General features: G+C 70.9%; 20 protein-coding genes. 9 read left to right on the top strand and 11 right to left on the bottom strand.

Going from position 1 to position 24,152, the window contains the following annotated elements:
* Positions 1 to 76 precede the first annotated feature (76 nt).
* Together ACIBJH_RS33015 and ACIBJH_RS33010 are read right to left on the bottom strand one after the other, a co-directional pair.
* On the bottom strand, positions 77 to 997 hold the full coding sequence (locus ACIBJH_RS33015) for an SDR family oxidoreductase (RefSeq protein WP_399120574.1): 921 nt from the start codon (positions 995 to 997) through the stop codon (positions 77 to 79).
* A 1-nt stretch (position 998) separates the two neighbouring features.
* The gene (locus ACIBJH_RS33010; protein WP_399120718.1) at positions 999 to 1,733 is read right to left on the bottom strand and encodes an SDR family oxidoreductase; all 735 of its coding nucleotides are present in this window, start codon (positions 1,731 to 1,733) and stop codon (positions 999 to 1,001) included.
* Positions 1,734 to 1,872: 139 nt separating this feature from the next.
* Here ACIBJH_RS33010 and ACIBJH_RS33005 point away from each other — a divergent pair, with 139 nt between their 5' ends.
* The 4 genes from ACIBJH_RS33005 to ACIBJH_RS32990 are packed head-to-tail and all read left to right on the top strand — an operon-like array spanning position 1,873 to position 5,261.
* Entirely contained in the window at positions 1,873 to 2,640 is a 768-nt protein-coding gene (locus ACIBJH_RS33005; RefSeq protein ID WP_399120573.1) for an enoyl-CoA hydratase family protein, read from the top strand.
* A complete protein-coding gene (locus tag ACIBJH_RS33000) occupies positions 2,633 to 3,481 on the top strand; it encodes a CoA transferase subunit A (protein ID WP_399120572.1) in 849 nt (282 codons plus the stop codon). The genes ACIBJH_RS33005 and ACIBJH_RS33000 overlap by 8 nt, the downstream gene beginning before the upstream one ends.
* Complete coding sequence (locus ACIBJH_RS32995) at positions 3,481 to 4,209, top strand: CoA-transferase subunit beta (RefSeq protein ID WP_399120571.1); 729 nt, start codon at positions 3,481 to 3,483, stop codon at positions 4,207 to 4,209. Before ACIBJH_RS33000 ends, ACIBJH_RS32995 begins: the two co-directional genes overlap by 1 nt.
* Positions 4,209 to 5,261, top strand: a complete 1,053-nt coding sequence (locus ACIBJH_RS32990; protein WP_399120570.1) for an NAD(P)H-dependent flavin oxidoreductase — start codon at positions 4,209 to 4,211, stop codon at positions 5,259 to 5,261. Before ACIBJH_RS32995 ends, ACIBJH_RS32990 begins: the two co-directional genes overlap by 1 nt.
* Positions 5,262 to 5,323: 62 nt before the next feature.
* Here ACIBJH_RS32990 and ACIBJH_RS32985 read toward each other — a convergent pair whose 3' ends face one another.
* Genes ACIBJH_RS32985 through ACIBJH_RS32975 form a run of 3 tightly spaced genes read right to left on the bottom strand, consistent with a single transcriptional unit; the run spans position 5,324 to position 7,947 of the window.
* The gene (locus ACIBJH_RS32985) at positions 5,324 to 6,481 is read right to left on the bottom strand and encodes an acetyl-CoA C-acetyltransferase (protein ID WP_399120569.1); all 1,158 of its coding nucleotides are present in this window, start codon (positions 6,479 to 6,481) and stop codon (positions 5,324 to 5,326) included.
* 26 nt (positions 6,482 to 6,507) lie between these two features.
* Positions 6,508 to 7,119, bottom strand: a complete 612-nt coding sequence (locus ACIBJH_RS32980) for a TetR/AcrR family transcriptional regulator (protein ID WP_399120568.1) — start codon at positions 7,117 to 7,119, stop codon at positions 6,508 to 6,510.
* Positions 7,120 to 7,158: 39 nt separating this feature from the next.
* On the bottom strand, positions 7,159 to 7,947 hold the full coding sequence (locus ACIBJH_RS32975) for an SDR family oxidoreductase (RefSeq protein WP_399120567.1): 789 nt from the start codon (positions 7,945 to 7,947) through the stop codon (positions 7,159 to 7,161).
* A gap of 48 nt (positions 7,948 to 7,995) precedes the next feature.
* Here ACIBJH_RS32975 and ACIBJH_RS32970 point away from each other — a divergent pair, with 48 nt between their 5' ends.
* Both ACIBJH_RS32970 and ACIBJH_RS32965 read left to right on the top strand, forming a co-directional pair.
* The gene (locus ACIBJH_RS32970) at positions 7,996 to 9,135 is read left to right on the top strand and encodes an acyl-CoA dehydrogenase family protein (RefSeq protein WP_399120566.1); all 1,140 of its coding nucleotides are present in this window, start codon (positions 7,996 to 7,998) and stop codon (positions 9,133 to 9,135) included.
* Complete coding sequence (locus ACIBJH_RS32965; RefSeq protein WP_399120565.1) at positions 9,135 to 10,115, top strand: acyl-CoA dehydrogenase family protein; 981 nt, start codon at positions 9,135 to 9,137, stop codon at positions 10,113 to 10,115. Before ACIBJH_RS32970 ends, ACIBJH_RS32965 begins: the two co-directional genes overlap by 1 nt.
* Here the strand turns inward: ACIBJH_RS32965 and ACIBJH_RS32960 are convergent.
* From ACIBJH_RS32960 to ACIBJH_RS32950, 3 genes are read right to left on the bottom strand one after another with little or no spacing between them, the layout of a single operon-like run.
* Positions 10,090 to 11,739, bottom strand: a complete 1,650-nt coding sequence (locus ACIBJH_RS32960; protein WP_399120564.1) for a cytochrome bc complex cytochrome b subunit — start codon at positions 11,737 to 11,739, stop codon at positions 10,090 to 10,092. The genes ACIBJH_RS32965 and ACIBJH_RS32960 overlap by 26 nt on opposite strands.
* Positions 11,740 to 11,792: 53 nt before the next feature.
* The gene (locus ACIBJH_RS32955) at positions 11,793 to 12,356 is read right to left on the bottom strand and encodes a HutD family protein (RefSeq protein WP_399120717.1); all 564 of its coding nucleotides are present in this window, start codon (positions 12,354 to 12,356) and stop codon (positions 11,793 to 11,795) included.
* Between the two features lie 5 nt (positions 12,357 to 12,361).
* Positions 12,362 to 13,081 carry a vWA domain-containing protein gene (locus ACIBJH_RS32950; RefSeq protein WP_399120563.1) on the bottom strand — a complete coding sequence of 240 codons (720 nt, stop codon included), beginning with the start codon at positions 13,079 to 13,081 and terminating at the stop codon, positions 12,362 to 12,364.
* 115 nt (positions 13,082 to 13,196) lie between these two features.
* On the opposite strand from ACIBJH_RS32950, the gene ACIBJH_RS32945 reads away from it, so the two are divergent.
* The gene (locus ACIBJH_RS32945) at positions 13,197 to 14,036 is read left to right on the top strand and encodes a chitosanase (protein ID WP_399120562.1); all 840 of its coding nucleotides are present in this window, start codon (positions 13,197 to 13,199) and stop codon (positions 14,034 to 14,036) included.
* 127 nt (positions 14,037 to 14,163) lie between these two features.
* On the opposite strand, the gene ACIBJH_RS32940 is transcribed toward ACIBJH_RS32945, so the two are convergent.
* From ACIBJH_RS32940 to ACIBJH_RS32930, 3 genes are all read right to left on the bottom strand, one after another.
* On the bottom strand, positions 14,164 to 15,627 hold the full coding sequence (locus ACIBJH_RS32940) for a glutamate synthase subunit beta (protein ID WP_399120561.1): 1,464 nt from the start codon (positions 15,625 to 15,627) through the stop codon (positions 14,164 to 14,166).
* Positions 15,620 to 20,233 (bottom strand): glutamate synthase large subunit, encoded by a 4,614-nt coding sequence (gene gltB, locus ACIBJH_RS32935; RefSeq protein WP_399120560.1) that lies wholly within the window; start codon positions 20,231 to 20,233, stop codon positions 15,620 to 15,622. Before gltB ends, ACIBJH_RS32940 begins: the two co-directional genes overlap by 8 nt.
* 365 nt (positions 20,234 to 20,598) lie before the next feature.
* Positions 20,599 to 21,330, bottom strand: coding sequence for a VIT1/CCC1 transporter family protein (locus ACIBJH_RS32930; RefSeq protein WP_399120559.1), 732 nt, complete (start codon positions 21,328 to 21,330; stop codon positions 20,599 to 20,601).
* A gap of 281 nt (positions 21,331 to 21,611) precedes the next feature.
* Here ACIBJH_RS32930 and ACIBJH_RS32925 point away from each other — a divergent pair, with 281 nt between their 5' ends.
* Positions 21,612 to 22,694 carry an ADP-ribosylglycohydrolase family protein gene (locus tag ACIBJH_RS32925; protein ID WP_399120558.1) on the top strand — a complete coding sequence of 361 codons (1,083 nt, stop codon included), beginning with the start codon at positions 21,612 to 21,614 and terminating at the stop codon, positions 22,692 to 22,694.
* On the top strand, positions 22,691 to 24,151 hold the full coding sequence (locus ACIBJH_RS32920; protein ID WP_399120557.1) for an ADP-ribosylglycohydrolase family protein: 1,461 nt from the start codon (positions 22,691 to 22,693) through the stop codon (positions 24,149 to 24,151). Before ACIBJH_RS32925 ends, ACIBJH_RS32920 begins: the two co-directional genes overlap by 4 nt.
* The last annotated feature ends 1 nt before the right edge of the window (position 24,152 follow it).

The following is a 24,152-nucleotide window of genomic DNA, read 5'->3' as shown; positions in this document are numbered from 1 at the left end:
AACCACCCGACTCGGTGGGCCAAGAAGTGGACCCACAAAGGCAGGCTCGGCGGGCCGAAAGTGCATGTTCTTCCGCCTACGCCCCGTACACCGTCCCCGGAACCTCCGCCTCCGCCAGCAGTTTCAGCACAGTCTCCCCCGCCTCCCCCGCACCCCACCGCGCCCCCTTGTCCGCGCTCGGGCCCGCCCGCCACCCCTCCATCACGGTGATGCGCCCGCCCTCCGTCTCGAAGACCCGGCCCGTGACCCCCGCGCTCGCGGCGGAGCCCAGCCATACCACCAGGGGGGAGACGTTCTCCGGGGCCATCGTGTCGAAGCCGGAGTCGGGGGCGGTCATCGTGTCGGCGAAGGTGTGTTCCGTCATGCGGGTGCGGGCCGCGGGGGCGATCGCGTTGACCTGGACGCCGTAGCGGGACAGTTCGGCGGCCGCGACGAGGGTGAGGCCGATGATGCCGGCCTTGGCGGCGCTGTAGTTGCCCTGGCCCACCGAACCCAACAGGCCTGCTCCGCTGCTGGTGTTGACGATCCGGGCGGTGGGGGTGCGGCCCGCCTTGGACTCCGCCCGCCAGTGCGCGGCGGCGTGTTTCAGGGGCAGGAAGTGGCCCTTCAGGTGGACGCGCAGCACCGCGTCCCAGTCGTCCTCGTCGAGGTTGACTAGCATCCGGTCGCGCAGGTAACCCGCGTTGTTGACCAGGGTGTCGAGGCGGCCGTAGGTCTCCAGGGCGGTCGTCACCAGCGACGCGGCACCGGTGCCGGTGGCGATGTCACCGCCGTGGGCCACCGCCTCGCCGCCCGCCGCGCGGATCTCCGCGACGACCTGGGCGGCGGGGCTGTCGGGGTCCGGGGTGCCGTCGAGGCCGACGCCGAGGTCGTTGACGACGACCCTGGCGCCCTCGGCGGCGAAGGCGAGGGCATGGGCGCGGCCCAGGCCGCGGCCCGCGCCGGTGACGACGACGACCCGGCCGTCGCAGAGAGCACTGGCACTACTGGTACTCATCTCACGTCTCCTTGTTGGCAGTTGCCGCGTCCAGGAAGGCCGGCCGCTCGCCGCCCCCGTGGACCAGGAGGCTCGCGCCGCTGATGTACGCGGCGGCGGGGGAAGCGAGGAAGACCGCCGCCGCGCCCACGTCGGTGGGGTCGGCGAGGCGGCCGAGCGGGACGGTGCGGGAGACGGCCGCGATGGCGTCCTCGCCGCCGTAGTGCAGGTGGGACGACTCCGTGCGGACCATGCCGACGACGAGGGTGTTGACGCGGATGTCCGGCGCCCACTCCACCGCCATCGAGCGGGCCAGGTTCTCCAGTCCGGCCTTGGCCGCCCCGTACGCCGCCGAGCCGGGCGAGGGGCGGCTGCCGCTGACGCTGCCGATCATCACGACCGAGCCCCTGGCCCGCCTGAGGTGTTCGTACGCGGCGAGGGAGGCGGTGAGCGGGGCGAGGAGGTTCAACTCGATGATCCGGGCGTGGCGTTCGGCCGTCGCGTCGACCAGCGGGCGGTACGGCGCGCCGCCCGCGTTGTTGACGAGGACGTCGAGCCGGGGCAGCGCGGCGAAGAACTCCCGTACGGCGTCCGGGTCGCGGAGGTCGAGGAGGCTGAACTCGGTTCCCCGGACCGGGTCTTCGGGCGGTTTGCGGGCGCAGGTCAGCACGTGGGCGCCGGCCTCGACGAAGGCGCGTGCGATACCGGCGCCGACGCCTCGGGTGCCGCCGGTGACGAGGACGGTACGGCCGTTCAACGGGCGGTCGGGCGAGTTGTCCACAGAGGGGTTGTCCACAGGGTGGTTGTCCACAGGCCCTCCCGCTCGGATTCCACGGCTGCTAGCTTCGAAGCCTCACACCTAACAAATGTTTGGTGGAAAGGTAGCTGATGCGTCCATGGGTGTCTCCACCTCCTCCCCGGAAAACTCGTTCGCGAGCAAGGGGGTCTCGGTCGTCACGGTCGACTTCCCGCCGGTGAACGCGCTGCCGGTGGACGGTTGGTTCGCGCTGGCCGACGCCGTGCGCGCGGCCGGCCGTGACCCCGGCGTGCGCTGTGTGGTGCTGGCGGCCGAGGGGCGGGGCTTCAACGCGGGCGTGGACATCAAGGAGATACAGGCGCGCGGACAGTCGGCCCTGGTCGGGGTGAACCGGGGCTGTTTCGAGGCGTTCGCCGCGGTGTACGAGTGCGAGGTGCCCGTGGTGGCGGCCGTGCAGGGCTTCTGCCTGGGCGGGGGCATCGGTCTGGTGGGGAACGCGGACGTGATCGTGGCGAGCGAGGACGCCACCTTCGGGCTGCCCGAGCTGGACCGGGGCGCGCTGGGCGCCGCCACGCATCTGGCCCGGCTGGTCCCCCAGCACCTGATGCGCGCCCTGTACTACACCTCGCGCACGGCGACGGCGGCCGAGCTGCACGCGCACGGCTCGGTGTGGCGGGTCGTACCGCGCGATGAACTGCTGTCCGCCGCGCTGGAGTTGGCGGCCGAGATAGCAGCCAAGGACGGCGAGCTGATCCGGCTCGCCAAGTCCGCGATCAACGGCATCGACCCCGTCGACGTCCGCCGCAGCTACCGCTTCGAGCAGGGCTTCACCTTCGAGGCGAGCGTCAGCGGGGTGGCCGACCGGGTCCGTGACACCTTCGGGAAGGAGGGTGCCGAAAGTGGCTGACAAGACGATGACCGCCGACGAGGTCGTCTCCCGGCTGGCGAGCGGCATGACCCTGGGCATCGGCGGCTGGGGTTCCCGCCGCAAGCCGATGTCGCTGGTCCGAGCATTGTTACGGAGCGACATCGGCGATCTCACCCTGGTGTCGTACGGCGGCCCGGACGTCGGGATGCTGGTGGCCGCCGGGCGGGTCCGCAAGCTGGTGGCGCCCTTCGTCACCCTCGACTCCATCCCGCTCGAACCGCACTACCGGGCGGGGCGCGAGCGCGGGGAGTTCGAGCTGACGGAGGTCGACGAGGGCATGTTCATGTGGGGCCTGCGCGCGGCGGCGAACCGGCTGCCGTTCCTGCCGGTGCGCGCGGGGATCGGTTCGGACGTCATGCGGGTCAACCCCGGCCTGCGGACGGTCACTTCGCCGTACGAGGACGGCGAGACGTTCGTGGCGATGCCCGCGCTGCGCCTGGACGCGGCCCTGGTGCACGTCAACCGGGCCGACCGGCTGGGCAACGGGCAGTATCTGGGCCCGGACCCGTACTTCGACGACCTGTTCTGCGAGGCGGCGGACGCGGCCTATGTCTCCTGCGAACGGATCGTGGACACGGCCGAGTTGACGAAGGAGGCACCGGCGCAGTCCCTGCTCGTCAAGCGGCTGAGCGTCACCGGGGTCGTCGAGGCGCCCGGCGGCGCCCACTTCACGTCGTGCGCCCCCGACCACGGCAGGGACGAGGACTTCCAGCGGCTGTACGCGACGACACCCTGGGCGGAGTTCGCCGAGCGCTTCCTCGGCGGGGACGAGGCGGACTACCGGTTGGCGGTACGCAACTGGCAGGAGGAACAGGGGTGATGGAGGTACTGCGTTCCGAATACTGCGTGATCGCCTGTGCGGAGGCGTGGCGTGACGCCGGTGAGATCCTGGCCAGCCCGATGGGCTTGATCCCGTCCGTCGGCGCGCGGCTGGCCCGGCTCACCTTCGCGCCCGACCTGTTGCTGACCGACGGCGAGGCGATGATCGTCCGTCCGGACGGGACACCGGAGGGCTGGTTGCCGTACCGGCAACACCTCGCCCTGGTGTCCGGCGGGCGCCGGCACGTGATGATGGGCGCGAGCCAGATCGACCGGTACGGCAACCAGAACATCGCGTGCATCGGCGACTGGGCGCGCCCGAAGCGGCAGTTGCTCGGGGTGCGCGGGGCGCCGATCAACACGCTGAACAATCCGACGAGTTACTGGATACCGCGGCACTCCCGGCGGGTGTTCGTGGAGAAGGTCGACATGGTGTGCGGGGTGGGGTACGACCGGGTCGCCGAGCACCCCGGGACGGCCCGCTTCCACCGCATCCCCCGGGTCGTCTCCGACCTCGGTGTCTTCGACTTCGCGACCCCGGACCGCTCGATGCGGCTGGCCTCGCTGCATCCGGGGGTCACGGTGGAGCAGGTCAGGGAGGCGACCGGGTTCGAGCTGACGGTCCCGGACGAGGTGGAGCCGACCCGTGAACCCACCCCGGAGGAGCTGCGGTTGATCCGTGAGGTCATCGACCCGGCCGACACCCGCCGCAGAGAGGTGGCGGTCTGATGGAGACCGCGCTGACCAGGCTGGTCGGGGTGCGGCATCCGATCGTGCAGACGGGGATGGGCTGGGTGGCGGGCCCGCGGCTGGTGTCGGCCACGGCGAACGCGGGCGCGCTGGGCATCCTCGCCTCCGCGACCATGGACACCGACCGGCTCCGGGAGGCGATCCGGGAGGTCAAGTCCCGTACGGGGGCGCCGTTCGGGGTGAATCTGCGGGCGGACGCGGCGGACGCGGGCGACCGGGTGCGGATCATGATCGAGGAGGGCGTACGGGTGGCGTCCTTCGCGCTCGCGCCGTCCGCCGAACTGATCGCCGAGCTGAAGGAGGCGGGGGTGGTCGTGATCCCGTCGATCGGGGCGCGGCGGCACGCGGAGAAGGTCGCGGCGTGGGGCGCGGACGCGGTGATCGTGCAGGGCGGGGAGGGCGGCGGCCACACCGGGGAGGTGGCGACGACGGTGCTGCTGCCGCAGGTGGTGGACGCGGTGGACATACCGGTGGTGGCGGCGGGCGGCTTCTTCGACGGTCGGGGGCTGGTCGCGGCGCTGGCCTACGGGGCGGCGGGCGTCGCCATGGGCACCCGCTTCCTCCTCACCTCGGACTCGACGGTCCCGGACGCGGTGAAGGCGGCCTATCTGGCGGCGACGGTCAAGGACGTGACGGTGACGCGGGCGGTGGACGGCCTGCCACACCGCATGCTCCGTACGGAACTGGTCGACGCCCTGGAGCACTCCGGCCGGGCGAGGTCCCTGCTCCAGGCGATACGCCGGGCCGCCGGCTTCCGCCGCCTGTCCGGTCTGACCTGGCGGCGCATGATCCGCGACGGCCTCGCCATGAAGCACGGCAAGGACCTGACCTGGAGCCAGGTCCTGCTCGCCGCGAACACCCCGATGCTCCTCAAGGCGTCGATGGTGGACGGCCGCACGGATCTCGGGGTGATGGCGTCCGGGCAGGTCGCCGGGGTGATCGAGGATCTGCCGTCGTGCGCGGAGCTGGTGGCGCGGGTGATGAAGGAGGCGGAGGAGGTGTTGTGGACGCTGGTCAGGGCCGACTCCTGAACCGCCCTTGAACCACCTTGCCCCCCTTGAACCACCTTGCCCCCTTGAAGCCCCCGGCCCGGTCAGAGCCGTTCGATGATCGTCACATTGGCCTGGCCGCCGCCCTCGCACATGGTCTGGAGGCCGAACCGGCCGCCGGTGCGCTCCAGTTCGTGCAGGAGGGTGGTCATGAGTTTGACGCCGGTCGCGCCGAGGGGGTGGCCCAGCGCTATCGCGCCGCCGTTGACGTTGACCCGGTCGGGGTCGGCGCCCGTCTCCTTCAGCCAGGCGAGGACGACGGGCGCGAAGGCCTCGTTGATCTCGACGAGGTCGATGGCGTCGATGGTCAGGCCGGTCTTCTTCAGGGCGTGGGCGGTGGCCGGGATGGGCGCCGAGAGCATCCGGATCGGGTCCTCGCCGCGGACGGAGAGGTGGTGGACACGGGCGCGGGGCGTCAACCCGTGTTCCCGTACCGCCCGTTCGGAGGCGAGCAGCATCGCCGCCGCGCCGTCGGAGACCTGGGAGGAGCAGGCGGCGGTGATGGTGCCGCCGTCGACGACCGGTTTCAGGCCGGCCATCTTCTCCAGCGAGGTGTCCCGGCGCGGCCCCTCGTCGACCGCCACCGCGCCGTAGGCCACCGTCTCCCGCTCGAAGCGGCCCTCGTCGATGGCGCGCAGGGCCCGCCGGTGCGAGCGGAGGGCGAACTCCTCCTGGTCCTGCCTGCTGATCCCCCACTTCGCGGCGATCATCTCGGCGCCGGCGAACTGGTTCACCGGCTGTGTCCCGTACCGCGCGCGCCAGCCCTCGCTGCCCGCGAAGGGGCCGTCCGTGAGGCCGAGCGGCAGGGCGGCCTGGCGGGAGGCGAAGGCGATGGGGATGAGGGACATGTTCTGGACGCCGCCCGCGACGACCAGGTCCTGGGTGCCCGACAGCACGCCCTGGGCCGCGAAGTGCACGGCCTGCTGCGAGGACCCGCACTGCCGGTCCACCGTCACGCCCGGCACCTCCTCGGGCAGCCCGGCCGCCAGCCAGGCGGTCCGCGCGATGTCCCCGGCCTGCGGCCCCACCGCGTCCAGACACCCGAAGACGACGTCCTCGACGGCGGCGGGATCGACCCCCGAACGCGCGAGCAGCTCCCCCAGCACATGGGCCCCGAGGTCGGCGGGATGCACCCCGCTCAGCCCTCCCCCGCGCCGCCCGACGGGCGTCCGGACCGCTTCGACGATGTAGGCCTCGGCCATGTCAACTCCCCATACTTGCCCGTGAGTTACGTGCGTACGGCGATCCCGTCCAGCACCATCGACAGGTACTGCCGGGCGATCTCCTCGGCGCTGTGCTGTCCGCCGGGCCGGTACCAGGACGCGGCGACCCACACCGTGTCCCGCACGAACCGGTAGGTGAGCCGGACGTCGAGGTCGGCCCGGAAGACCTTGACGGCGACCCCGCGCTCCAGCGTGGACAGCCACGCCTTCTCGAACTTGCGCTGCGACTCGGCGAGGAACGCGAACCGCTCCTGCGCGACCAGCTGCTTGCTCTCCTTCTGGTAGATCGCGACGGCCGCGCGGTGCCGGTCGATCTCCCGGAACGACTCGGTGACCAGGGCCTCCAGCGTCTCGCGCGGCCCCGACTCGGCGTCCAGGACGGTGTCGTAGCCGCTCCACAGCTCGTCGAGGAACGTCCGCAGGATCTCCTCCAGCATCGATTCCTTGGAGTCGAAGTGGTAGTAGAGGCTGCCCGCGAGCATGCCCGCGTGGTCCGCGATCTTCCGTACGGTGGTGGCGTTGTAGCCCTGCTCGGCGAAGACCTCGGCCGCCGTGTCGAGGAGTTCGCGGCGGCGGGCCGGAGCGGCGGTCACCGGGGGTTTCTTCTTGGTCGGCACGGACCCATTGTCGTGCCACAGCACCGGCCCCTCGTCCCGCTACGCATGCTGACTGCTCACCGAGACGACCTCGCCGGTCATGTACGAGGAGTAGTCCGAGGCCAGGAAGACGATCACGTTGGCCACCTCCCAGGGCTCGGCGTACCGCCCGAAGGCCTCGCGCGCGGTGAGTTCGGCCAACAGCTCCGGGGTCGTCACCTTCACGAGGTGCGGGTGCATGGCGAGGCTCGGCGAGACCGCGTTGACCCGCACGCCGTACTCGGCGGCCTCGATCGCCGCGCACCGGGTCAGCGCCATCACGCCCGCCTTGGCCGCCGCGTAGTGCGCCTGTCCGGCCTGGGCGCGCCAGCCGACGACGGAGGCGTTGTTGACGATCACCCCGCCGCCGGTCCCGCGCATCGCGCGCAGCGCGGCCCGGGTGCAGCGGAAGGTGCCGTTCAACGTCACGTCCAGGACCTTCGACCACTGCTCGTCCGTCATGTCGACGAGGTCCGAAGTGCCGCCCAGGCCCGCGTTGTTGACGACGACGTCCAGCCGCCCGTGCGCCGCGACGGCCGCGTCGAACAGCGCCCGCACCTGTGACTCGTCGGTGACGTCGCACGGCAGCGCGGCGACCGACTCGGCGCCGAACTCCCCGGCCAGCTCGGCCTCGTACTCCTTGAGCCGCCGGGTGTGCGCGTCGCTGATGAACACGCGGGCGCCCTCCTGGAGGAAGCGGCGTGCGGTGGCTCCGCCGATGCCCGCGCCTGCGGCGGCGGTGACGACGGCGGCGCGCCCCTTCAGCAGCCCGTGCCCGGGGACGTATGCCGGACTCTCGACGCCTGTCATACGGCCACGCTAACCTACCAAACACTTGTTAGGGAAGGATGGTTGGCGATGGACCTCGACTTCACTCCCGCCGAGGAGGCGTTCCGCGCCGAGGCCCGAGCCTGGCTGCGCGCGCATGCGCCGGCCACGCCGCTCCCCTCCCTGGAGACGGAGGAGGGCTTCGCCGCGCACCGGGCGTGGGAGGCCCAACTCGCCGCGGACCGGTGGTCGGTGGTGTCCTGGCCGGAGGAGTACGGCGGCCGTGGCGTGGACATCGTGCGGTGGCTGCTGTTCGAGGAGGAGTACTACGCGGCGGGCGCGCCGGGCCGGGTTTGCCAGAACGGCATCAACCTGCTCGCCCCGACCCTCTTCGACCACGGCACACGGGAGCAACGCGCGCGCGTGCTGCCCTCGATGGCGACCGGCGAGGTGGTGTGGGCGCAGGCCTGGTCGGAGCCGGAGGCGGGTTCGGACCTGGCGTCACTGACCTCGCGGGCGGTGCGCACGGGCGGCGGCTGGCTGCTGAGCGGGCAGAAGACGTGGTCGTCGCGCGCGGCCTTCGCGGACCGCGCGTTCGGCCTGTTCCGCAGCGAGCCGGACACCCCGAAGCCCCAACAGGGCCTGACCTACCTGATGTTCGACCTGCGCGCGCCCGGCGTCACGGTCCGCCCGATCGGCCGCCTGGACGGCAAACCGGCCTTCGCGGAACTCTTCCTGGACGAGGTGTTCGTCCCCGACGAGGACGTGATCGGCGAGCCGGGCCAGGGCTGGCGGGTCGCCATGTCGACCGCGGGCAACGAACGCGGGCTCACCCTCCGCTCCCCCGGCCGTTTCCTCGCCTCCGCCGACCGCCTCCTCAACCTCTGGCGGGAGCAGGGCAGTTCGGCCACCGCAAGGGACCGGGTGGCGGACGCGGTGATCGGCGCCCGCGCCTACCAGCTCTTCACCTACGCCAACGCCTCCCGCTTCCTGGACGGCGAGTCCATCGGCCCGGAGTCCAGCCTGAACAAGGTCTTCTGGTCCGAGTACGACATCGCCCTGCACGAGACGGCCCTCGAACTGCTGGGCCCCGAGGGCGAGTTGGCGGACGCCGACTGGGCCGAGGGGTATGTCTTCTCCCTCGCGGGCCCCATCTACGCCGGTACGAACGAGATCCAGCGCGACATCATCGCCGAGCGCCTGCTCGGCCTGCCGAAGGGCCGCCGCTGATGCGCTTCCTCCTCGACCCCGAACAGCGGGCGTTCGCCGACTCGTTGAACGCGATGCTGGCGGCCGCGGACACCCCGTCGGTCGTACGGTCCTGGAGTCGCGGCGAGCATGCGAGCGGGCGCGCGTTGTGGCGCCGGATCGCGGGCGCCGGGGTGTTCGCGCTGGCGGTGCCCGAGGCCTACGAGGGGCTCGGTCCCCGGCCGGTCGAACTCGCGGTGGGGTTCGTGGAGTTGGGGCGGCACGCGGTGCCGGGGCCACTGGTGGAGACGGTCATGGCGGCGGCGCTGCTGACCGAACCCGCCCCGGCCAAGCGGCTGTTGCCCGAGCTGGCGGCGGGCGGGGCGATGGCCACGGCGGCGCAGGCGGGGTCGTACGCGCTGGACGGTGACGTGGCCACGATCCGGCTGAGCTGGGACGCCGACGGTCTGCGGCTGGCGCCCGGGCACGACGGACCGGTGCGCGCCTCCCTCGACCCCGCACGCCGTCTCACCCGTCTGCTCCCGGGCGGTGAACTCCTCACCCCGGAGCCGCCGTTGGCGCAGGCCCTCATCTGGGCCCGGCTGGCCACCGCCGCGCAGGCGCTCGGGGTCGGCCTCGCCCTGCTCGACAGGACCGTCACGTATGTCAAGCAGCGGACCCAATTCGGGCTCCCCGTGGGCTCGTTCCAGGCCGTGAAGCATCAACTGGCCGATGCGAAGATCGCGTTGGAGTTCGCGCGCCCGCTGGTCTTCGGCGCCGCGCTCACCATGACGGAGTCGGACGTGGCCGCCGCGAAGGTCGCCGCGTGCGAGGCGGCGTACGCGACGGCCCGTACGGCGCTTCAGCTGCACGGCGCGATCGGCTACACGGCGGAGTACGACCTGTCCCTGTGGCTGACCAAGGCCCGTGCCCTGCGCGCGAGTTGGGGCGAACCGGGCGAGTGCCGGGCCGCAGTGCTCAAGGGACTCGACCGCCTCAGTGGTGATGGTCCCCGCTCGTGAGTTCCTTGTACTCCTCCACCGTCGGCTTCGCGATCCGCGTCTCCGGTCCGAACATCGCCTTGGCGAGCCGGGCCCGCACCCGCTGCCCGCCCTTGACCTGCCGCTGCACACCGTTGGCGTCGACGAGCGGGCCGATCTCGTAGGGCGGTTCCTGTTCGTGCTGGGTGAGCCTGAACAGCTCGTCCTGCGCGAGGGGTTCGTGGACCTCGATGTACTCGCCGTGCGGCAGCATCTTGATGAGGCCGGACTCGCGGCCGTGCAACACCTTGTCCCGGTCCCGGCGTTGGAGTCCCATGCAGACGCGTTTGGTGACGAGGAACGCGACCACCGGCATCACGAAGAACGAGACCCGTACGAACCAAGTGATCGCGTTGATCGAGAGGTTGAGATGGGTGGCGACCACGTCGTTGCCGCCGCCGATCAGCAGCACGCCGTACAGACTCAGCCAGGCCACGCCGAGTCCGGTGCGCACGGGCATGTTGCGGGGCCGGTCCAGGATGTGGTGTTCGCGTTTGTCGCCGGTGATCCAGGCCTCGATGAACGGGTAGGCGCCGATGGCGGCGAGGATCAGCGGGAAGAGCGTGAAGGGGATGAAGACGCCCAGCTCCAGCGTGTGGCCCCAGGCGTCGATCTCCCATCCCGGCATCACACGGATGAGTCCCTCGGAGAAGCCGAGATACCAGTCGGGCTGGGCGCCGGTCGTCACCAGGTCGGGCCGGTACGGTCCGAAGGCCCACACGGGGTTGATGCTGGCGATGCCGCCCATGAGGGCGAGCACCCCGAAGACGAGGAAGAAGAAGCCGCCCGCCTTGGCCATGTAGACGGGCAGGAAGGGCATGCCGACCACGCTCTTCTGGTCCCGTCCGGGCCCGGGGTACTGCGTGTGCTTGTGGTAGAAGACCAGGATCAGATGCGCGACCACCAGGCCCAGCATGATCCCCGGCAGCACCAGGACATGGATCGGGAAGAGCCGCGAGATGATGTCGTGCCCCGGGAACTCTCCGCCGAACAGGAACATCGAGAGGTACGTCCCGACGATCGGCACGGACAGGATCGCGCCGTCCGCGAAGCGGATGCCGGTGCCGGACAGCAGGTCGTCGGGGAGCGAGTAGCCGGTCAGGCCGGTGATGATGCCGAGGAACAACAGGGTCCAGCCGAACACCCAGTTGAGCTCGCGCGGCTTGCGGTAGGCGCCGGTGAAGAACACCCGCATCATGTGGATGAGCATGCCCGCGATGAAGACGACGGCCGCCCAGTGGTGGATCTGCCGGATCAGCAGCCCGCCGCGCACGTCGAAGCTGATGTCGAGCGTGGACTCGAACGCCCGGGTCATCGGGATGCCGTTCAACGGCGTGTACGAGCCGTGGTAGATGACCTCGACGCCGCTCGGTTCGAAGAACAGGGTGAGATAGACGCCGGTGAGGATCAGGATGATGAAGCTGTAGAGGCAGATCTCGCCCAGCATGAAGGACCAGTGGTCCGGGAAGACCTTGCGCATATTGGCCTTGGCCAGCGCGTACAGCCCGAGCCGTCCGTCCGCCCAGTCGGCGAGCTTCTCCCCCTTGCCCGCCTCGCCCGGCCGTCCGCCGCCCGCTGTGCCGTTCACCGATCGTGCGCCGTCCATACGTTCGCCGCCTCCCCGTCCGGATCACCCCACAGGGTGTCACGGGGGCCGGGCTAAGCCAACGGTGCGTCAGCAGGCAATGACAGCCCGATCACGGCGGTACGACCGCGGGCGTGCAGCACCGCGTCCTCGTCGCCCAACTGGACGGCGTCGTAAGGCCCGAGGGCCAGTCCGGCCACCTCGGCGGTCCCGTCGAGCGCCACGACCAGCGCGCCCGCGCACACCCGCAGCCGTCCCCGGACGAAGGCGACCGTGGGGACCGTAGCGCCCACGTTCCTGCGCCACATGACGTTGAGGTTGACGACCGGGCCGTCCAGCAACCGGCAGTCGGTCGGTACGTCGCCTCTGAAGTCCCGTGGTGCGTAACGGGTGTTGACGAGCTGCCGCTCGCCGTCGACGGTGAGGTCCATGCCGGCGCCCTCGACGACGGTGAGAGTGCGGTCGACGTCGGGGAAGGCGGAGAACGGTCCGTCCGCGCCGACCTCGGCGAGGCTCACCCGCCACACGAAGTCGTCCATGCCGGAGCCCTCGGGCCAGGCGGCGATCTCCCGGGTGACACCGCCACCGTTCTTCCAGGGCACGGCGGTTCGCGCCGAGGCCGGCAGCAGGCGGGGCACTGAACTCACTGGACGATCTCCCGCTTCCGAGCCGCCGACAGCCACTGCGGGAACTCGCCCACGAGTCGGTCGTAGAGTTCCGCGTCGGACATCTTCAGCGGGTCCGAACCGGCGTGGAAGAAGCCCGCGTTGTCGACGACCCGCTGCTGCGGCACCGCCAACTCGTCGAGTCTGCGCAGGAATTCGAACTGCTTGCTCTTCGCGTCGCCGAACCCGACGAACTGCCAGAACATCGGCAGCTTCGCGGCCTTGCACACATAGCGTTCCGCGGCGAGCTTGTTGATCGGGCCGCCGTCGGTCTGGAAGACGACGAGCGCGGGGACCTTGGCGCCGCTGTCGAGGTAGTGGTCGATGACGGCGTCCATGGCGAGGTGGTAACTCGTCTTGCCCATGTGCCCGAGCCCGGCCACGATGCGGTCGATCCGCCCCTGATGGCTGTCGAGAGCGATGTCCGTGACGGCGTCGACGTCCGTCGAGAAGAAGACCACCGGCACCGTCCCGTCGTCGTCCAGGTGCGCCGACAGACCCAACACCCGGTCCGCCAGCGCCTGCACGCTGCCGTCCTTGTAGTACGGCTTCATGGAACCCGAGTAGTCGACCACCAGATAGACGGCCGCCCGCTGCCCGTCCAGCCCGTGCTTGCGGAGCGAGACCCCGGCGCTCTTGTACAGGCTGACCAGCGCGGGCGCGGTCTCCTCGACCTTGCTGAGCGAGATCGCGGCCACAGGCGCTCCCTTCGGATCACGACGAAAGGATCGAGATTACGCCACGCAGGTCCGACAATCCCCATGTCCCCCCAACCCCCGGAATAAGGGACGTAACCGCCCCTACTCTGGCCCCATGAAACGCGTCGGCGTCCTGATCCTCGCCGCCGTACCCGTCGTCCTCCTCGCGGCGACGGCCTACGGCTCCTCAACCACCGCCCACGACGACCCGCGGCCCGCGCACCCGGCCGCCGCGGCGCAACGGAGAGCGCCCGAGGGGCTGGCCGCGCCGGCCATGAAGAACCTCGCGCAGGAGCTGGTGGCCAGCGCCGAGAACTCGACGCTCAACTGGCGCAGCGCGTACGGATATGTGCAGGACATCGGCGACGGTCAGGGCTACACGGCGGGCATCATCGGCTTCTGCACCGGCACCCACGACCTGCTCGTCCTGGTCGAGAAGTACACCGCCGCCCACCCCGACAACGGCCTCGCCCGCTACCTCCCCGCCCTGCGCAAGGTCGACGGCACGGACTCCCACGAGGGCCTGGACCCCGGCTTCCCGGCCGCCTGGCGCGCCGAGGCGAAGGTCCCCGCGTTCCAGGCGGCGCAGAACGCGGAACGCGACCGCGTCTACTTCGACCCGGCGGTCGCCACCGCCCAACGCGACGGCCTGGGCCCGCTGGGGCAGTTCATCTACTACGACGCGATGGTCTTCCACGGCCCGGGCACCGACGGTTTCTACGGCATCCGCACGCGCGCGATGCAGCGGGCCGCGCCCCCGGCCCAAGGCGGCGACGAGAAGGCCTACTTGAGCGCCTTCCTCGATGTCCGCCGCGCCGCGATGCGGGCCATGCACCCCGGCATCGACACCTCCCGCGTCGACACGGCGCAGCGGAAGTTCCTGGAGGAGGGGAACCTGACGCTGCGTCCGCCGTTGGTGTGGAAGGTGTACGGGGAGACGTACCGGGTGCCGTAGCGGTGGGGCCGGACGCGCCACGGCGCCTGCCGGTCCGGTCGGGGACTGAGCAAGCGCCGCGCTCTGTTCCGCACGCCATTGTGCGGGACGTCTGTTGAGGGGATTCCCCCTCGTTTTTCTGGTGCCGTCAGACCATCAGTGAGCGGTCCGTCGGGCGGATCGGGGCCGGGAGTTCGCTGGCGCCGGTGAGGAAGCGGTCGACGCCGCGGGCGGCCGAGCGGCCCTCCGCGATGGCCCAGACGATGAGGGACTGGCCGCGGCCCGCGTCACCGGCGACGAAGACGCCGGGGACGTTGGTCTGGAAGTCGGCGTCGCGGGCGATGTTGCCGCGCTCGTCGAGGTCCAGGGCGAACTGGTCGACGAGACCGTTCTCGCGGTCGGTGCCGGTGAACCCCATGGCCAGGGTGACCAGTTGGGCGGGGATCTTACGCTCCGTGCCCGGCTTCTGGGTCAGCTTGCCCTCGACGAACTCGACCTCGACGAGGTGCAGCCACTGGACGTTGCCGTCCTCGTCGCCCTCGAAGTGGGTGGTGTTGACGGAGTAGACCCGCTCACCGCCCTCCTCGTGCGCGGACGTCACCTTGTAGAGCATCGGGAAGGTCGGCCAGGGCTGGGAGACCGGGTTCCGCTCGTCGCCCGGGCGGGGCATGATCTCCAACTGCGTGACGGAGGCGGCCCCTTGGCGGTGCGCCGTGCCCACGCAGTCCGCCCCGGTGTCGCCGCCGCCGATCACGACGACGTGCTTGCCCGCGGCCGAGACCGGGGCGGTGACGTAGTCGCCCTCCTGCACCTTGTTGGACAGGGGCAGGTACTCCATCGCCTGGTAGACACCGGTCAGCTCCCGCCCGGGGACGGGGAGATCACGCGCGGTGGTGGCACCGGCGGCGATGACGACGGCGTCGTAGCGCTTGCGCAGGTCGGTGGCCTTGAGGTCGACGCCGATCTCGACGCCCGTACGGAAGCGGGTGCCCTCCGCGCGCATCTGCTCGATACGGCGGTTGATGTGCCGCTTCTCCATCTTGAACTCGGGGATGCCGTACCGGAGAAGGCCCCCGATGCGGTCCGCGCGCTCGTAGACGGCGACGGTGTGGCCCGCCCGCGTGAGCTGCTGGGCGGCGGCGAGGCCCGCCGGGCCCGAGCCGACGACCGCGACGGTCTTGCCGGAGAGGCGCTCCGGGGCCTGCGGGGCGACGTCGCCCGTCTCCCAGGCCTTGTCGATGATGGAGACCTCGACGTTCTTGATGGTGACCGGCGGCTGGTTGATGCCCAGCACGCACGCCGACTCGCAGGGAGCCGGGCACAACCGCCCGGTGAACTCGGGGAAGTTGTTCGTCGCGTGCAGGCGCTCGGAGGCCGCCGTCCAGTCCCCGCGGTAGGCGTAGTCGTTCCACTCGGGGATCAGGTTCCCCAGCGGACAGCCGTTGTGACAGAACGGGATGCCGCAGTCCATGCACCGGCCGGCCTGCTTGCCGATGATCGGCAGCAGCGAACCGGGGACGTAGACCTCGTTCCAGTCCTTCAGACGGACGTCCACCGGACGGGACTTGGCGACCTCGCGCCCGTGGTTCAGGAAGCCCTTCGGGTCAGCCATTGATCGCCGCCTCCATCATCTTCTCGGTGATCTCGGTCTCGGAGAGACCCGCTCGCTCGGCGGCGTCCTTGGCGGCGAGCACTGCCTTGTATGCACTGGGGATGATCTTGCTGAAGCGGTCCACGGACACGGCCCACTCGGCGAGCAGCTTCTCGGCGACCGTGGAACCGGTCTCCTCGGCGTGACGGCGCACCACGTCGTGCAGCCACTGCTTGTCGGTGTCGTCCAACTCGCTTACGGCGCCCGCGTTTCCGACGTTGACGTTGTCGGGGTTCAGGTCGATGACGTAGGCGATGCCGCCGGACATGCCCGCCGCGAAGTTGCGGCCGGTCTCGCCGAGCACGACGGCACGGCCGCCGGTCATGTACTCGCAGCCGTGGTCGCCCACGCCCTCGGAGACCACGGTGGCACCGGAGTTACGGACACAGAACCGCTCGCCGGTACGGCCGCGCAGGAACAGCTCGCCGCCGGTCGCGCCGTAGGCGATGGTGTTGCCCGCGATGGTGGAGAACTCGGCGAGGTGGTCGGCGCCCCGGTCGGGGCGGACGATGACCCGGCCGCCCGAAAGGCCCTTGCCGACATAGTCGTTGGCGTCGCCCTCCAGGCGCAGCGTGACACCGCGCGGGAGGAAGGCGCCGAAGGACTGGCCCGCGCTGCCCGTGAAGGTGATGTCGATGGTGTCGTCGGGCAGACCCGCACCGCCGAACTTCTTCGTCACCTCGTGGCCGAGCATCGTGCCGACCGTGCGGTTGATGTTGCGGATCGCGACCTGCGCGCGGACCGGCTGGGCGTCGGTCGCGCTGGACGCGGCGAGGGCGTCGGCGGCGAGCTTGATCAGCTCGTTGTCGAGCGCCTTCTCCAGGCCGTGGTCCTGCTCGATGACCTGGTGGAGGGCGGCGCCCTCGGGGAGTTCGGGGACGTAGAAGAGCGGGGCCAGGTCCAGGCCCTGCGCCTTCCAGTGGTGGACGGCGCGCTCGACATCGAGCGTCCCGGCCTGGCCGACGGCCTCCTCGATGGTGCGGAAACCCAGCTCGGCGAGGATCTCGCGGACCTCTTCGGCGATGAACTGGAAGAAGTTCACAACGTATTCGGCCTTGCCGGCGAACCGGTCGCGCAGCACCGGGTTCTGCGTGGCGATGCCGACCGGGCAGGTGTCGAGGTGGCAGACGCGCATCATGACGCAGCCGGAGACGACGAGCGGCGCGGTCGCGAAACCGAACTCCTCGGCGCCGAGCAGCGCGGCGATGACGACGTCACGGCCGGTCTTCAGCTGACCGTCGGTCTGGACGACGATCCGGTCGCGAAGTCCGTTGAGCAGCAAGGTCTGTTGGGTCTCGGCGAGGCCCAACTCCCAAGGCCCACCTGCGTGCTTGAGGGAGGTGAGGGGCGAGGCGCCCGTGCCGCCGTCGTGGCCGGAGATCAGGACGACGTCCGCGTGCGCCTTCGACACACCCGCGGCGACCGTGCCGACGCCGACCTCCGAGACCAGCTTGACGTGAATCCGCGCCTGCGGGTTCGCGTTCTTCAGGTCGTGGATCAGCTGGGCGAGGTCCTCGATGGAGTAGATGTCGTGGTGCGGCGGCGGGGAGATCAGACCCACACCGGGGGTCGAGTGACGCGTCTTCGCGACCCACGGGTAGACCTTGTGGCCGGGCAGCTGGCCACCCTCGCCGGGCTTGGCGCCCTGGGCCATCTTGATCTGGATGTCGTCCGCGTTGACCAGGTACTCGGAGGTGACGCCGAAGCGGCCGGAGGCGACCTGCTTGATGGCGCTGCGCCGGGCCGGGTCGTAGAGCCGGTCCGCGTCCTCGCCGCCCTCACCGGTGTTGGACTTGCCGCCCAGCTGGTTCATGGCGATGGCGAGGGTCTCGTGCGCCTCCAGGGAGATGGAGCCGTACGACATGGCGCCGGTGGAGAAGCGCTTGACGATCTCGGAGACGGGCTCGACCTCGTCGATGGAGATCGAGGGGCGGTCCGACTTGCCGTTCTTTTCTGTTTTTAGGGCGAAGAGGCCGCGCAGCGTCATCAGCCGCTCGGACTGCTCGTTCACGCGGTCCGTGTACTTCTTGAAGATGTCGTAGCGGTTGGTGCGCGTCGAGTGCTGGAGGCGGAAGACCGTCTCCGGGTCGAACAGGTGCGGCTCGCCCTCGCGGCGCCACTGGTACTCGCCGCCTATGTCGAGGGCGCGGTGCGCGGGCGCGATGCCGGAGGCGGGGTACGCCTTGGCGTGCCGGGCGGCGACCTCCTTGGCGATGACGTCGATGCCGACGCCGCCGATCTTGGTGGCCGTACCGCTGAAGTAGCTGTTGACGAACTGCTCGTCCAGGCCGACCGCTTCGAAGACCTGGGCGCCGCGGTAGGAGGCGACCGTCGAGATGCCCATCTTGGACATGACCTTGAGGACGCCCTTGCCGAGCGCGTAGATCAGGTTCCGGATGGCCTGCTCGGCCTCGATGTCGGTGAGGAACGTGCCCGCGCGCACGAGATCCTCGACGGACTCCATCGCCAGGTACGGGTTGACGGCCGCGGCGCCGAAGCCGATGAGCAGGGCGACGTGGTGGACCTCGCGCACGTCACCGGCCTCCACCAGCAGGCCCACCTGGGTGCGCTGCTTGGTGCGGATGAGGTGGTGGTGGACGGCGGCGGTGAGCAGCAGCGAGGGGATCGGCGCGTGCTCGGCGTCGGAGTGCCGGTCCGAGAGGACGATCAGCCGGGCGCCGTTCTCGATGGCCGCGTCGGCCTCGGTGCAGATCTCGGCGAGGCGGGCCGCGAGCGAGTCGCCGCCGCCGGAGACCCGGTACAGGCCGGAGAGGGTCGCGGCCTTCATGCCGGGCATGTCGCCGTCGGCGTTGATGTGGATGAGCTTGGCCAGCTCGTCGTTGTCGATCACCGGGAAGGGCAGGGTGACGCTACGACAGGACGCGGCCGTCGGCTCCAGCAGGTTGCTCGCCGGACCGAGGGACGAGCGCAGGGAGGTCACGAGCTCTTCCCTGATCGCGTCCAGCGGCGGGTTGGTGACCTGCGCGAACAGCTGGGTGAAGTAGTCGAAGAGCAGGCGCGGGCGCGAGGACAGCGCGGCGATCGGCGAGTCGGTGCCCATCGAGCCGATCGGCTCGGCACCGGCCTTGGCCATCGGCGCGAGGATGACGCGCAGCTCCTCCTCGGTGTAGCCGAAGGTCTGCTGGCGGCGGGTGACCGAGGCGTGCGTGTGCACGATGTGCTCGCGCTCGGGCAGGTCGGACAGCTCGATCTCGCCGGCTTCGAGCCAGTCGGCGTACGGCTTCTCGGCGGCGAGGCCGGCCTTGATCTCGTCGTCCTCGATGATGCGGTGCTCGGCGGTGTCCACGAGGAACATGCGGCCGGGCTGCAGGCGGCCCTTGCGGACGACCTTCGCGGGGTCGATGTCGAGGACGCCGACCTCGGAGCCGAGGACGACGAGGCCGTCGTCGGTGACCCAGTAGCGGCCGGGGCGCAGGCCGTTGCGGTCGAGGACCGCGCCGACCTGGGTGCCGTCGGTGAAGGTGACGCAGGCCGGGCCGTCCCAGGGCTCCATCATCGTGGCGTGGAACTGGTAGAAGGCGCGGCGGGCCGGGTCCATGGAGTCGTGGTTCTCCCACGCCTCCGGGATCATCATCAGCACGGAGTGCGGCAGCGACCGTCCGCCGAGGTGGAGCAGCTCCAGCACCTCGTCGAAGGACGCGGAGTCGGAGGCCTCGGGCGTGCAGATCGGGAAGATCCGGTCGATCTTGTCCTGGTCGCCGAAGAGGTCGGAGGCGATCTGGGACTCGCGGGCGGCCATCCAGTTGCGGTTGCCCTTGACCGTGTTGATCTCGCCGTTGTGCGCGACGAAGCGGTACGGGTGGGCGAGCGGCCAGGACGGGAAGGTGTTCGTGGAGAACCGGGAGTGCACGAGCGAGATCGCGGAGGCGAAGCGCCGGTCGGACAGGTCCGGGAAGAAGGGCTCCAGCTGACCGGTGGTGAGCATGCCCTTGTAGACGATGGTCCGCGCGGAGAGCGACGGGAAGTAGACACCGGCCTCGCGCTCGGCGCGCTTGCGCAGCGCGAAGGCCTTGCGGTCGAGGTCGATGCCCCGGGTCTCGCCGTCGCTCACGAAGACCTGCCGGAAGAGCGGCATCGTGGAGCGGGCGGTGGCACCGAGGAGTTCGGGCGCGGTCGGAACCTCGCGCCAGCCGAGGACGGTGAGGCCCTCTTCGGCGGCGACCGTCTCGATCTGTGAGACGGCGGCGTCCGCGCCGTCCGGGGGCAGGAAGGCGATGCCGACCGCGTATCCACCGGCGGCGGGCAGCTCGAATCCGGCCACCTCGCGGAAGAAGGCGTCGGGCACCTGGGACAGGATGCCCGCGCCGTCGCCGGAGTCGGGCTCGGCGCCCGTCGCACCGCGGTGCTCCAGGTTGCGCAGCACCGTGAGCGCCTGCTCGACCAGCGCGTGGCTCGCCTCGCCGGTGAGGGTGGCCACGAAGCCGACGCCACAGGCGTCGTGCTCGTTGCGGGGGTCGTACATACCCTGGGCGGCAGGGCGAGCATCCATGAAGGACCAGTTCTGGCCATTCGTGGGCTGCTGGGACGGCTGGCGCGGCGTACGCATCGGCTCTCCCGTTGTCGTCGTGGCATATGCATGGGCATAGGGACGACGTTGGCCCTCTGCGGGTAAGCGCAAAATTTCGTGCAGGTTACATGATGGAACGGTTCTCGGGAACCGGATACTCCGTTCCAACATGCGGACGCCGCGGGGTGGCGGCGGTGCACCGCATCGGCGGTGGAGATGAAGGGGACCAAAGCGGACAGATCGATGTCCGCCGGACCAGGGCAGAGGGAGCGTCGTCGCCCATCCCGCGGGTACGCCCCGAGCGTCGTTGCCCGCAGCGCTTACGGCTCATGCCCAGTGGTTAAGCGTTCGAAACCAGCGGGTAACGGCTACTTATGCGGACCACCGCATAAGTGCGCGTCGAGCTATCCTACGACCGTTCCGAACAAGGTGCCCAGGGCGTACGTCACACCGGCCGCCGCACCGCCCAGCGCGAGCTGCCGCAGCCCGCTGAACCACCAGGTCCGCGCGGTCACCCGGGCCACCACCGCACCACAGCCGAACAGCCCGAGGAACGCGAGCAGCAGCGCCGGCCACAGCGCGGTCGCGCCGAGCAGGAACGGCAGTACGGGAAGCAGCGCGCCGAGCGCGAACGAGCCGAAGGACGACACGGCGGCGACGAGCGGCGAGGGCAGATCGCCCGGGTCGATGCCCAGCTCCTCGCGGGCGTGTATCTCCAGGGCCTGCTCGGGGTCGCGCGAGAGCTGCCGGGCGACTTCACGGGCCAGCGCGGCCTCGACCCCGCGACTCTCGTAGAGGGCGGCGAGTTCGCTCTCCTCGTCCTCCGGGTGCTTGCGCAACTCCCGGCGCTCGACGTCGAGTTCGGCCTCGACGAGTTCCCGCTGGGAGGCCACGGAGGTGTACTCGCCGGCCGCCATGGAGAAGGCACCGGCGGCGAGCCCGGCCAGCCCGGTGATGACGACGGTCTGATGACTGACGGCACCGCCGACGACACCGGTCATCAAGGCGAGGTTGGAGACGAGACCGTCCATGGCACCGAACACCGCGGGGCGCAGCCAGCCGCCGTTCACATCGCGGTGGGTGTGGTTGTCGCGGTGCGCCTCGTGAAGCGTCGCCTCGGTCTCGATGATGGCCATGCGGTAATCCCCCAGGGGCTAAGGTAAGGCTAAGTTTAGACAGATTCTACTCTTCGACAACACTGAACATACGCCGATCATTTCCGACTCACCAGCAAGGAAAGGCTGGGCTAACCAGCACGTTTACCCTCGAACGCTCATCCGAGCTACTAGCCCATCAAATGTCGACCGGGTGATGCTGCGCTCCGTCAGGCTCTGCCGAAGGCCTCCCGTGGGAGACATCCGCAAAGGGTTCCGCGCCCCGAGGCGCTCTGAGGGAACCCCGTAGGGAGAGGCCGCGTATGGCATCGATCGCCTGCATTCCCCCGGTCCCGGCGCCCAAGAACGCCGCCGAACTCCGCGAACGGGCACGCGGCGCGCTGCTCGGCCTGGCGGTGGGAGACGCCCTGGGGGCACCCGCAGAAAACATGAAGCCCTCGGAGATCCGCGCCCGCTGGGGCCGCATCGAGGGCTATGTGGCGGAGAACCCGGCGGGCACGGACGACACCGAGTACGCGATCTTCTCCGGCCTGCTCCTGGCCCGCCACGGTTCGGCACTCACCCCCTCCCATGTGGAGGCGGCCTGGCACGAGTGGATCGCGGACCGGGACGAGGGCCCCTTCCGGGGCGCGGGCTTCAGCGAACGCGGCACCCTGGAGAACCTCCGCCGGGGCCTCGCCGCCCCCATCTCCGCCCAGCACCGGCACGCCTGGAGCGACGGCCTGGCCATGCGCGCGGCCCCCTTCGGCGTCTTCGCGGCGGGCCGCCCCGCCGAGGCGGCCCGCCTGGTCGCGATCGACGGTTCGGTGAGCCACGACGGCGAGGGCATCTACGGCGGCCAGGCGGTCGCGGCGGGTGTGGCGGCGGCGATGGCGGGCGCCCCGACGATCGCGGTGGTCGCATCAGCACTGGCCGTAGTGCCCGACGACTCCTGGACGGCCCGCTCCCTGCGCCGCGCGGTGGCGGTCGCTCACCGCGGCGAACGCGCGGTCCGCTCCGCGGTGGTCATCGGCGGCTACCCCTGGACCGACCTCGCCCCCGAGGCCGTCGCCCTCGCCTTCGGCGCGTACGCGGCGGCGGACGGCGACTTCGTGGAGTCCGTCCTCACGGCGGTCAACATGGGCCGCGACGCGGACACGACGGCGGCGGTGGCGGGCGCGCTGGCGGGAGCGACGCGGGGCGCGTCCGCGATCCCCTCGGACTGGGCATCGGCGATCGGCCCGGCGCGAGGCAGCTGCCTGCCGGCGATGGCGGGCCATCACGTCCTGGACATCGCGGAGTTGCTGGTGCCGGGGGACGGCGGCAAGTGGGGCGACGCGGTGCGACGTGATCAGGGGAAGCACGAGTACGTGCTGGCTGCGGACGAGGACGAGGTACAGCGATGAGAACAACCCACGACGAATGCTCGGCAGCGGAGGACGCGAGCACTCCGCAGCACCCGGGGGAAGCGGCAGCCGCCGACGGCGAACCCACCCCACGCACACCGCCCGCACCCGACAACGCAACCCACCCACCCCACCCCACACCCCACCAACCCGCAGCCGCCGACGGCGAACCCGCCCCACGCACGCCACCCGCACCCGACAACGCAGCCCGCCCACCCCACCCCACACCCCACCAACCCGCAGCCGCCGACGGCGATTACGCCCCACAGGGGCCACCCGCACCCGACGACGAAAGTTGTACGGGCGGTGCGGGTGGGAAAACACAGGCCGATGGCGGAGCCGAGGCGTGTCGCGTTGAGGGGCTGCTGCTCGGGCTCGCCGCAGGGGACGCCGCCGGTTGGCCCGCCGCAAGGCACCGCGCCGCTCGCATGCCCGAGTGGACCCGCCGCCTCACCCGTGAGCTGGACACCTTCGCCGAACAGAACGCGACCACGACACTCCCCGTCCCCATCGCCCTCAACCAACCCCCCGAGCCGCTCCGCCTGGGCCCTTCCGACGACGCCGAATGGGCAGCGTTCGCCGCAGAAGCCGTACTACGAGCCGGCGACGACACCGTCCTGGGCGACCTCAGCCGAGAACGCCGTACCCGCGCCTCGATCGACCTCGGCTGGAACGCCGTAGCCAGCGAAGTAGCCGCCGCAGCGGACCGCGCCCCCGAGGTCGAGTCCGCCGTACTCCCCCTCCGCGCCCGCATCTCCGTCCGCGCCGGCCTCGGCAACCTCGCCGCCGGCCTCCGCCCACCCGCCACCGGCCACGACAACCCCCACTACTTCGACGACGCCGCCTGCGTCAGGGCCTGCGTCCTCGCCGTGGCGCACCCCGGCGATCCCCAACGCGCCGCCGCCCTCGCCGAGTTCGACGCCCGCTACACCCAGGACGGCGACGGAGTCCACGGCGCCAGAGCCATGGCGGCGGCCCTCGCCCTCGCGCTCGTCGGCACGGACGTGGACGAATGCGTGGCGGCCGCCCTCGCCGAACTCCCCGAAGCCACCGAGATCGGCCGCAACGCCCGCCACGCCCTGAAGTTGGCCCGGGACAGCGACAACGCGTTCGCCCTGATCCCCCTCCTGGAACACCAGATCGTCGACCACGTCTACAGCTACGGCATCGCCGCCGCCGAAACCGTCCCGGTCGCCCTCGCCCTCGCCACCGCCGCCCGCGGCCGTATCGCGGAAGCGGTCCCCGCCGCGGCCTGTCTCTCCCGCGTCGCCGACTCGGCACCGGCCCTCGCGGGCGCCCTCACCGGCGCGTTGAGCGGCGGACGGGCGATCCCGTCCACCTGGCGGGACGCCTGCCGCACCCTCTCCGGCTGCGCCCTCCCCCGCCTCACCGGCACCGACCTCGTGGAACTCGCCGAACTCCTGGAAGCCACACAACCGCCCCCACCAGGAGGATGAT

The organism is Streptomyces sp. NPDC050548, assembly GCF_044457385.1.
In the GTDB taxonomy this organism is placed as follows: Bacteria; Actinomycetota; Actinomycetes; order Streptomycetales; family Streptomycetaceae; genus Streptomyces.
This window is presented reverse-complemented; position numbering and strand designations above follow the sequence as displayed.

What these genes read in the sequence shown, in the direction of transcription:
- ACIBJH_RS32990 (WP_399120570.1), top strand. Translation starts at nt 4,209, where the DNA reads ATGGAGACCGCGCTGACCAGGCTGGTCGGGGTGCGGCATCCGATCGTG.
- ACIBJH_RS32985 (WP_399120569.1), bottom strand. Translation starts at nt 6,481, where the DNA reads ATGGCCGAGGCCTACATCGTCGAAGCGGTCCGGACGCCCGTCGGGCGG.
- ACIBJH_RS32995 (WP_399120571.1), top strand. Translation starts at nt 3,481, where the DNA reads ATGGAGGTACTGCGTTCCGAATACTGCGTGATCGCCTGTGCGGAGGCG.
- ACIBJH_RS32960 (WP_399120564.1), bottom strand. Translation starts at nt 11,739, where the DNA reads ATGGACGGCGCACGATCGGTGAACGGCACAGCGGGCGGCGGACGGCCG.
- ACIBJH_RS32970 (WP_399120566.1), top strand. Translation starts at nt 7,996, where the DNA reads ATGGACCTCGACTTCACTCCCGCCGAGGAGGCGTTCCGCGCCGAGGCC.
- ACIBJH_RS32965 (WP_399120565.1), top strand. Translation starts at nt 9,135, where the DNA reads ATGCGCTTCCTCCTCGACCCCGAACAGCGGGCGTTCGCCGACTCGTTG.
- ACIBJH_RS33015 (WP_399120574.1), bottom strand. Translation starts at nt 997, where the DNA reads ATGAGTACCAGTAGTGCCAGTGCTCTCTGCGACGGCCGGGTCGTCGTC.
- ACIBJH_RS32925 (WP_399120558.1), top strand. Translation starts at nt 21,612, where the DNA reads ATGGCATCGATCGCCTGCATTCCCCCGGTCCCGGCGCCCAAGAACGCC.
- ACIBJH_RS33005 (WP_399120573.1), top strand. Translation starts at nt 1,873, where the DNA reads ATGGGTGTCTCCACCTCCTCCCCGGAAAACTCGTTCGCGAGCAAGGGG.
- ACIBJH_RS32920 (WP_399120557.1), top strand. Translation starts at nt 22,691, where the DNA reads ATGAGAACAACCCACGACGAATGCTCGGCAGCGGAGGACGCGAGCACT.
- ACIBJH_RS32940 (WP_399120561.1), bottom strand. Translation starts at nt 15,627, where the DNA reads ATGGCTGACCCGAAGGGCTTCCTGAACCACGGGCGCGAGGTCGCCAAG.
- gltB (WP_399120560.1), bottom strand. Translation starts at nt 20,233, where the DNA reads ATGCGTACGCCGCGCCAGCCGTCCCAGCAGCCCACGAATGGCCAGAAC.
- ACIBJH_RS32975 (WP_399120567.1), bottom strand. Translation starts at nt 7,947, where the DNA reads ATGACAGGCGTCGAGAGTCCGGCATACGTCCCCGGGCACGGGCTGCTG.
- ACIBJH_RS32945 (WP_399120562.1), top strand. Translation starts at nt 13,197, where the DNA reads ATGAAACGCGTCGGCGTCCTGATCCTCGCCGCCGTACCCGTCGTCCTC.
- ACIBJH_RS32930 (WP_399120559.1), bottom strand. Translation starts at nt 21,330, where the DNA reads ATGGCCATCATCGAGACCGAGGCGACGCTTCACGAGGCGCACCGCGAC.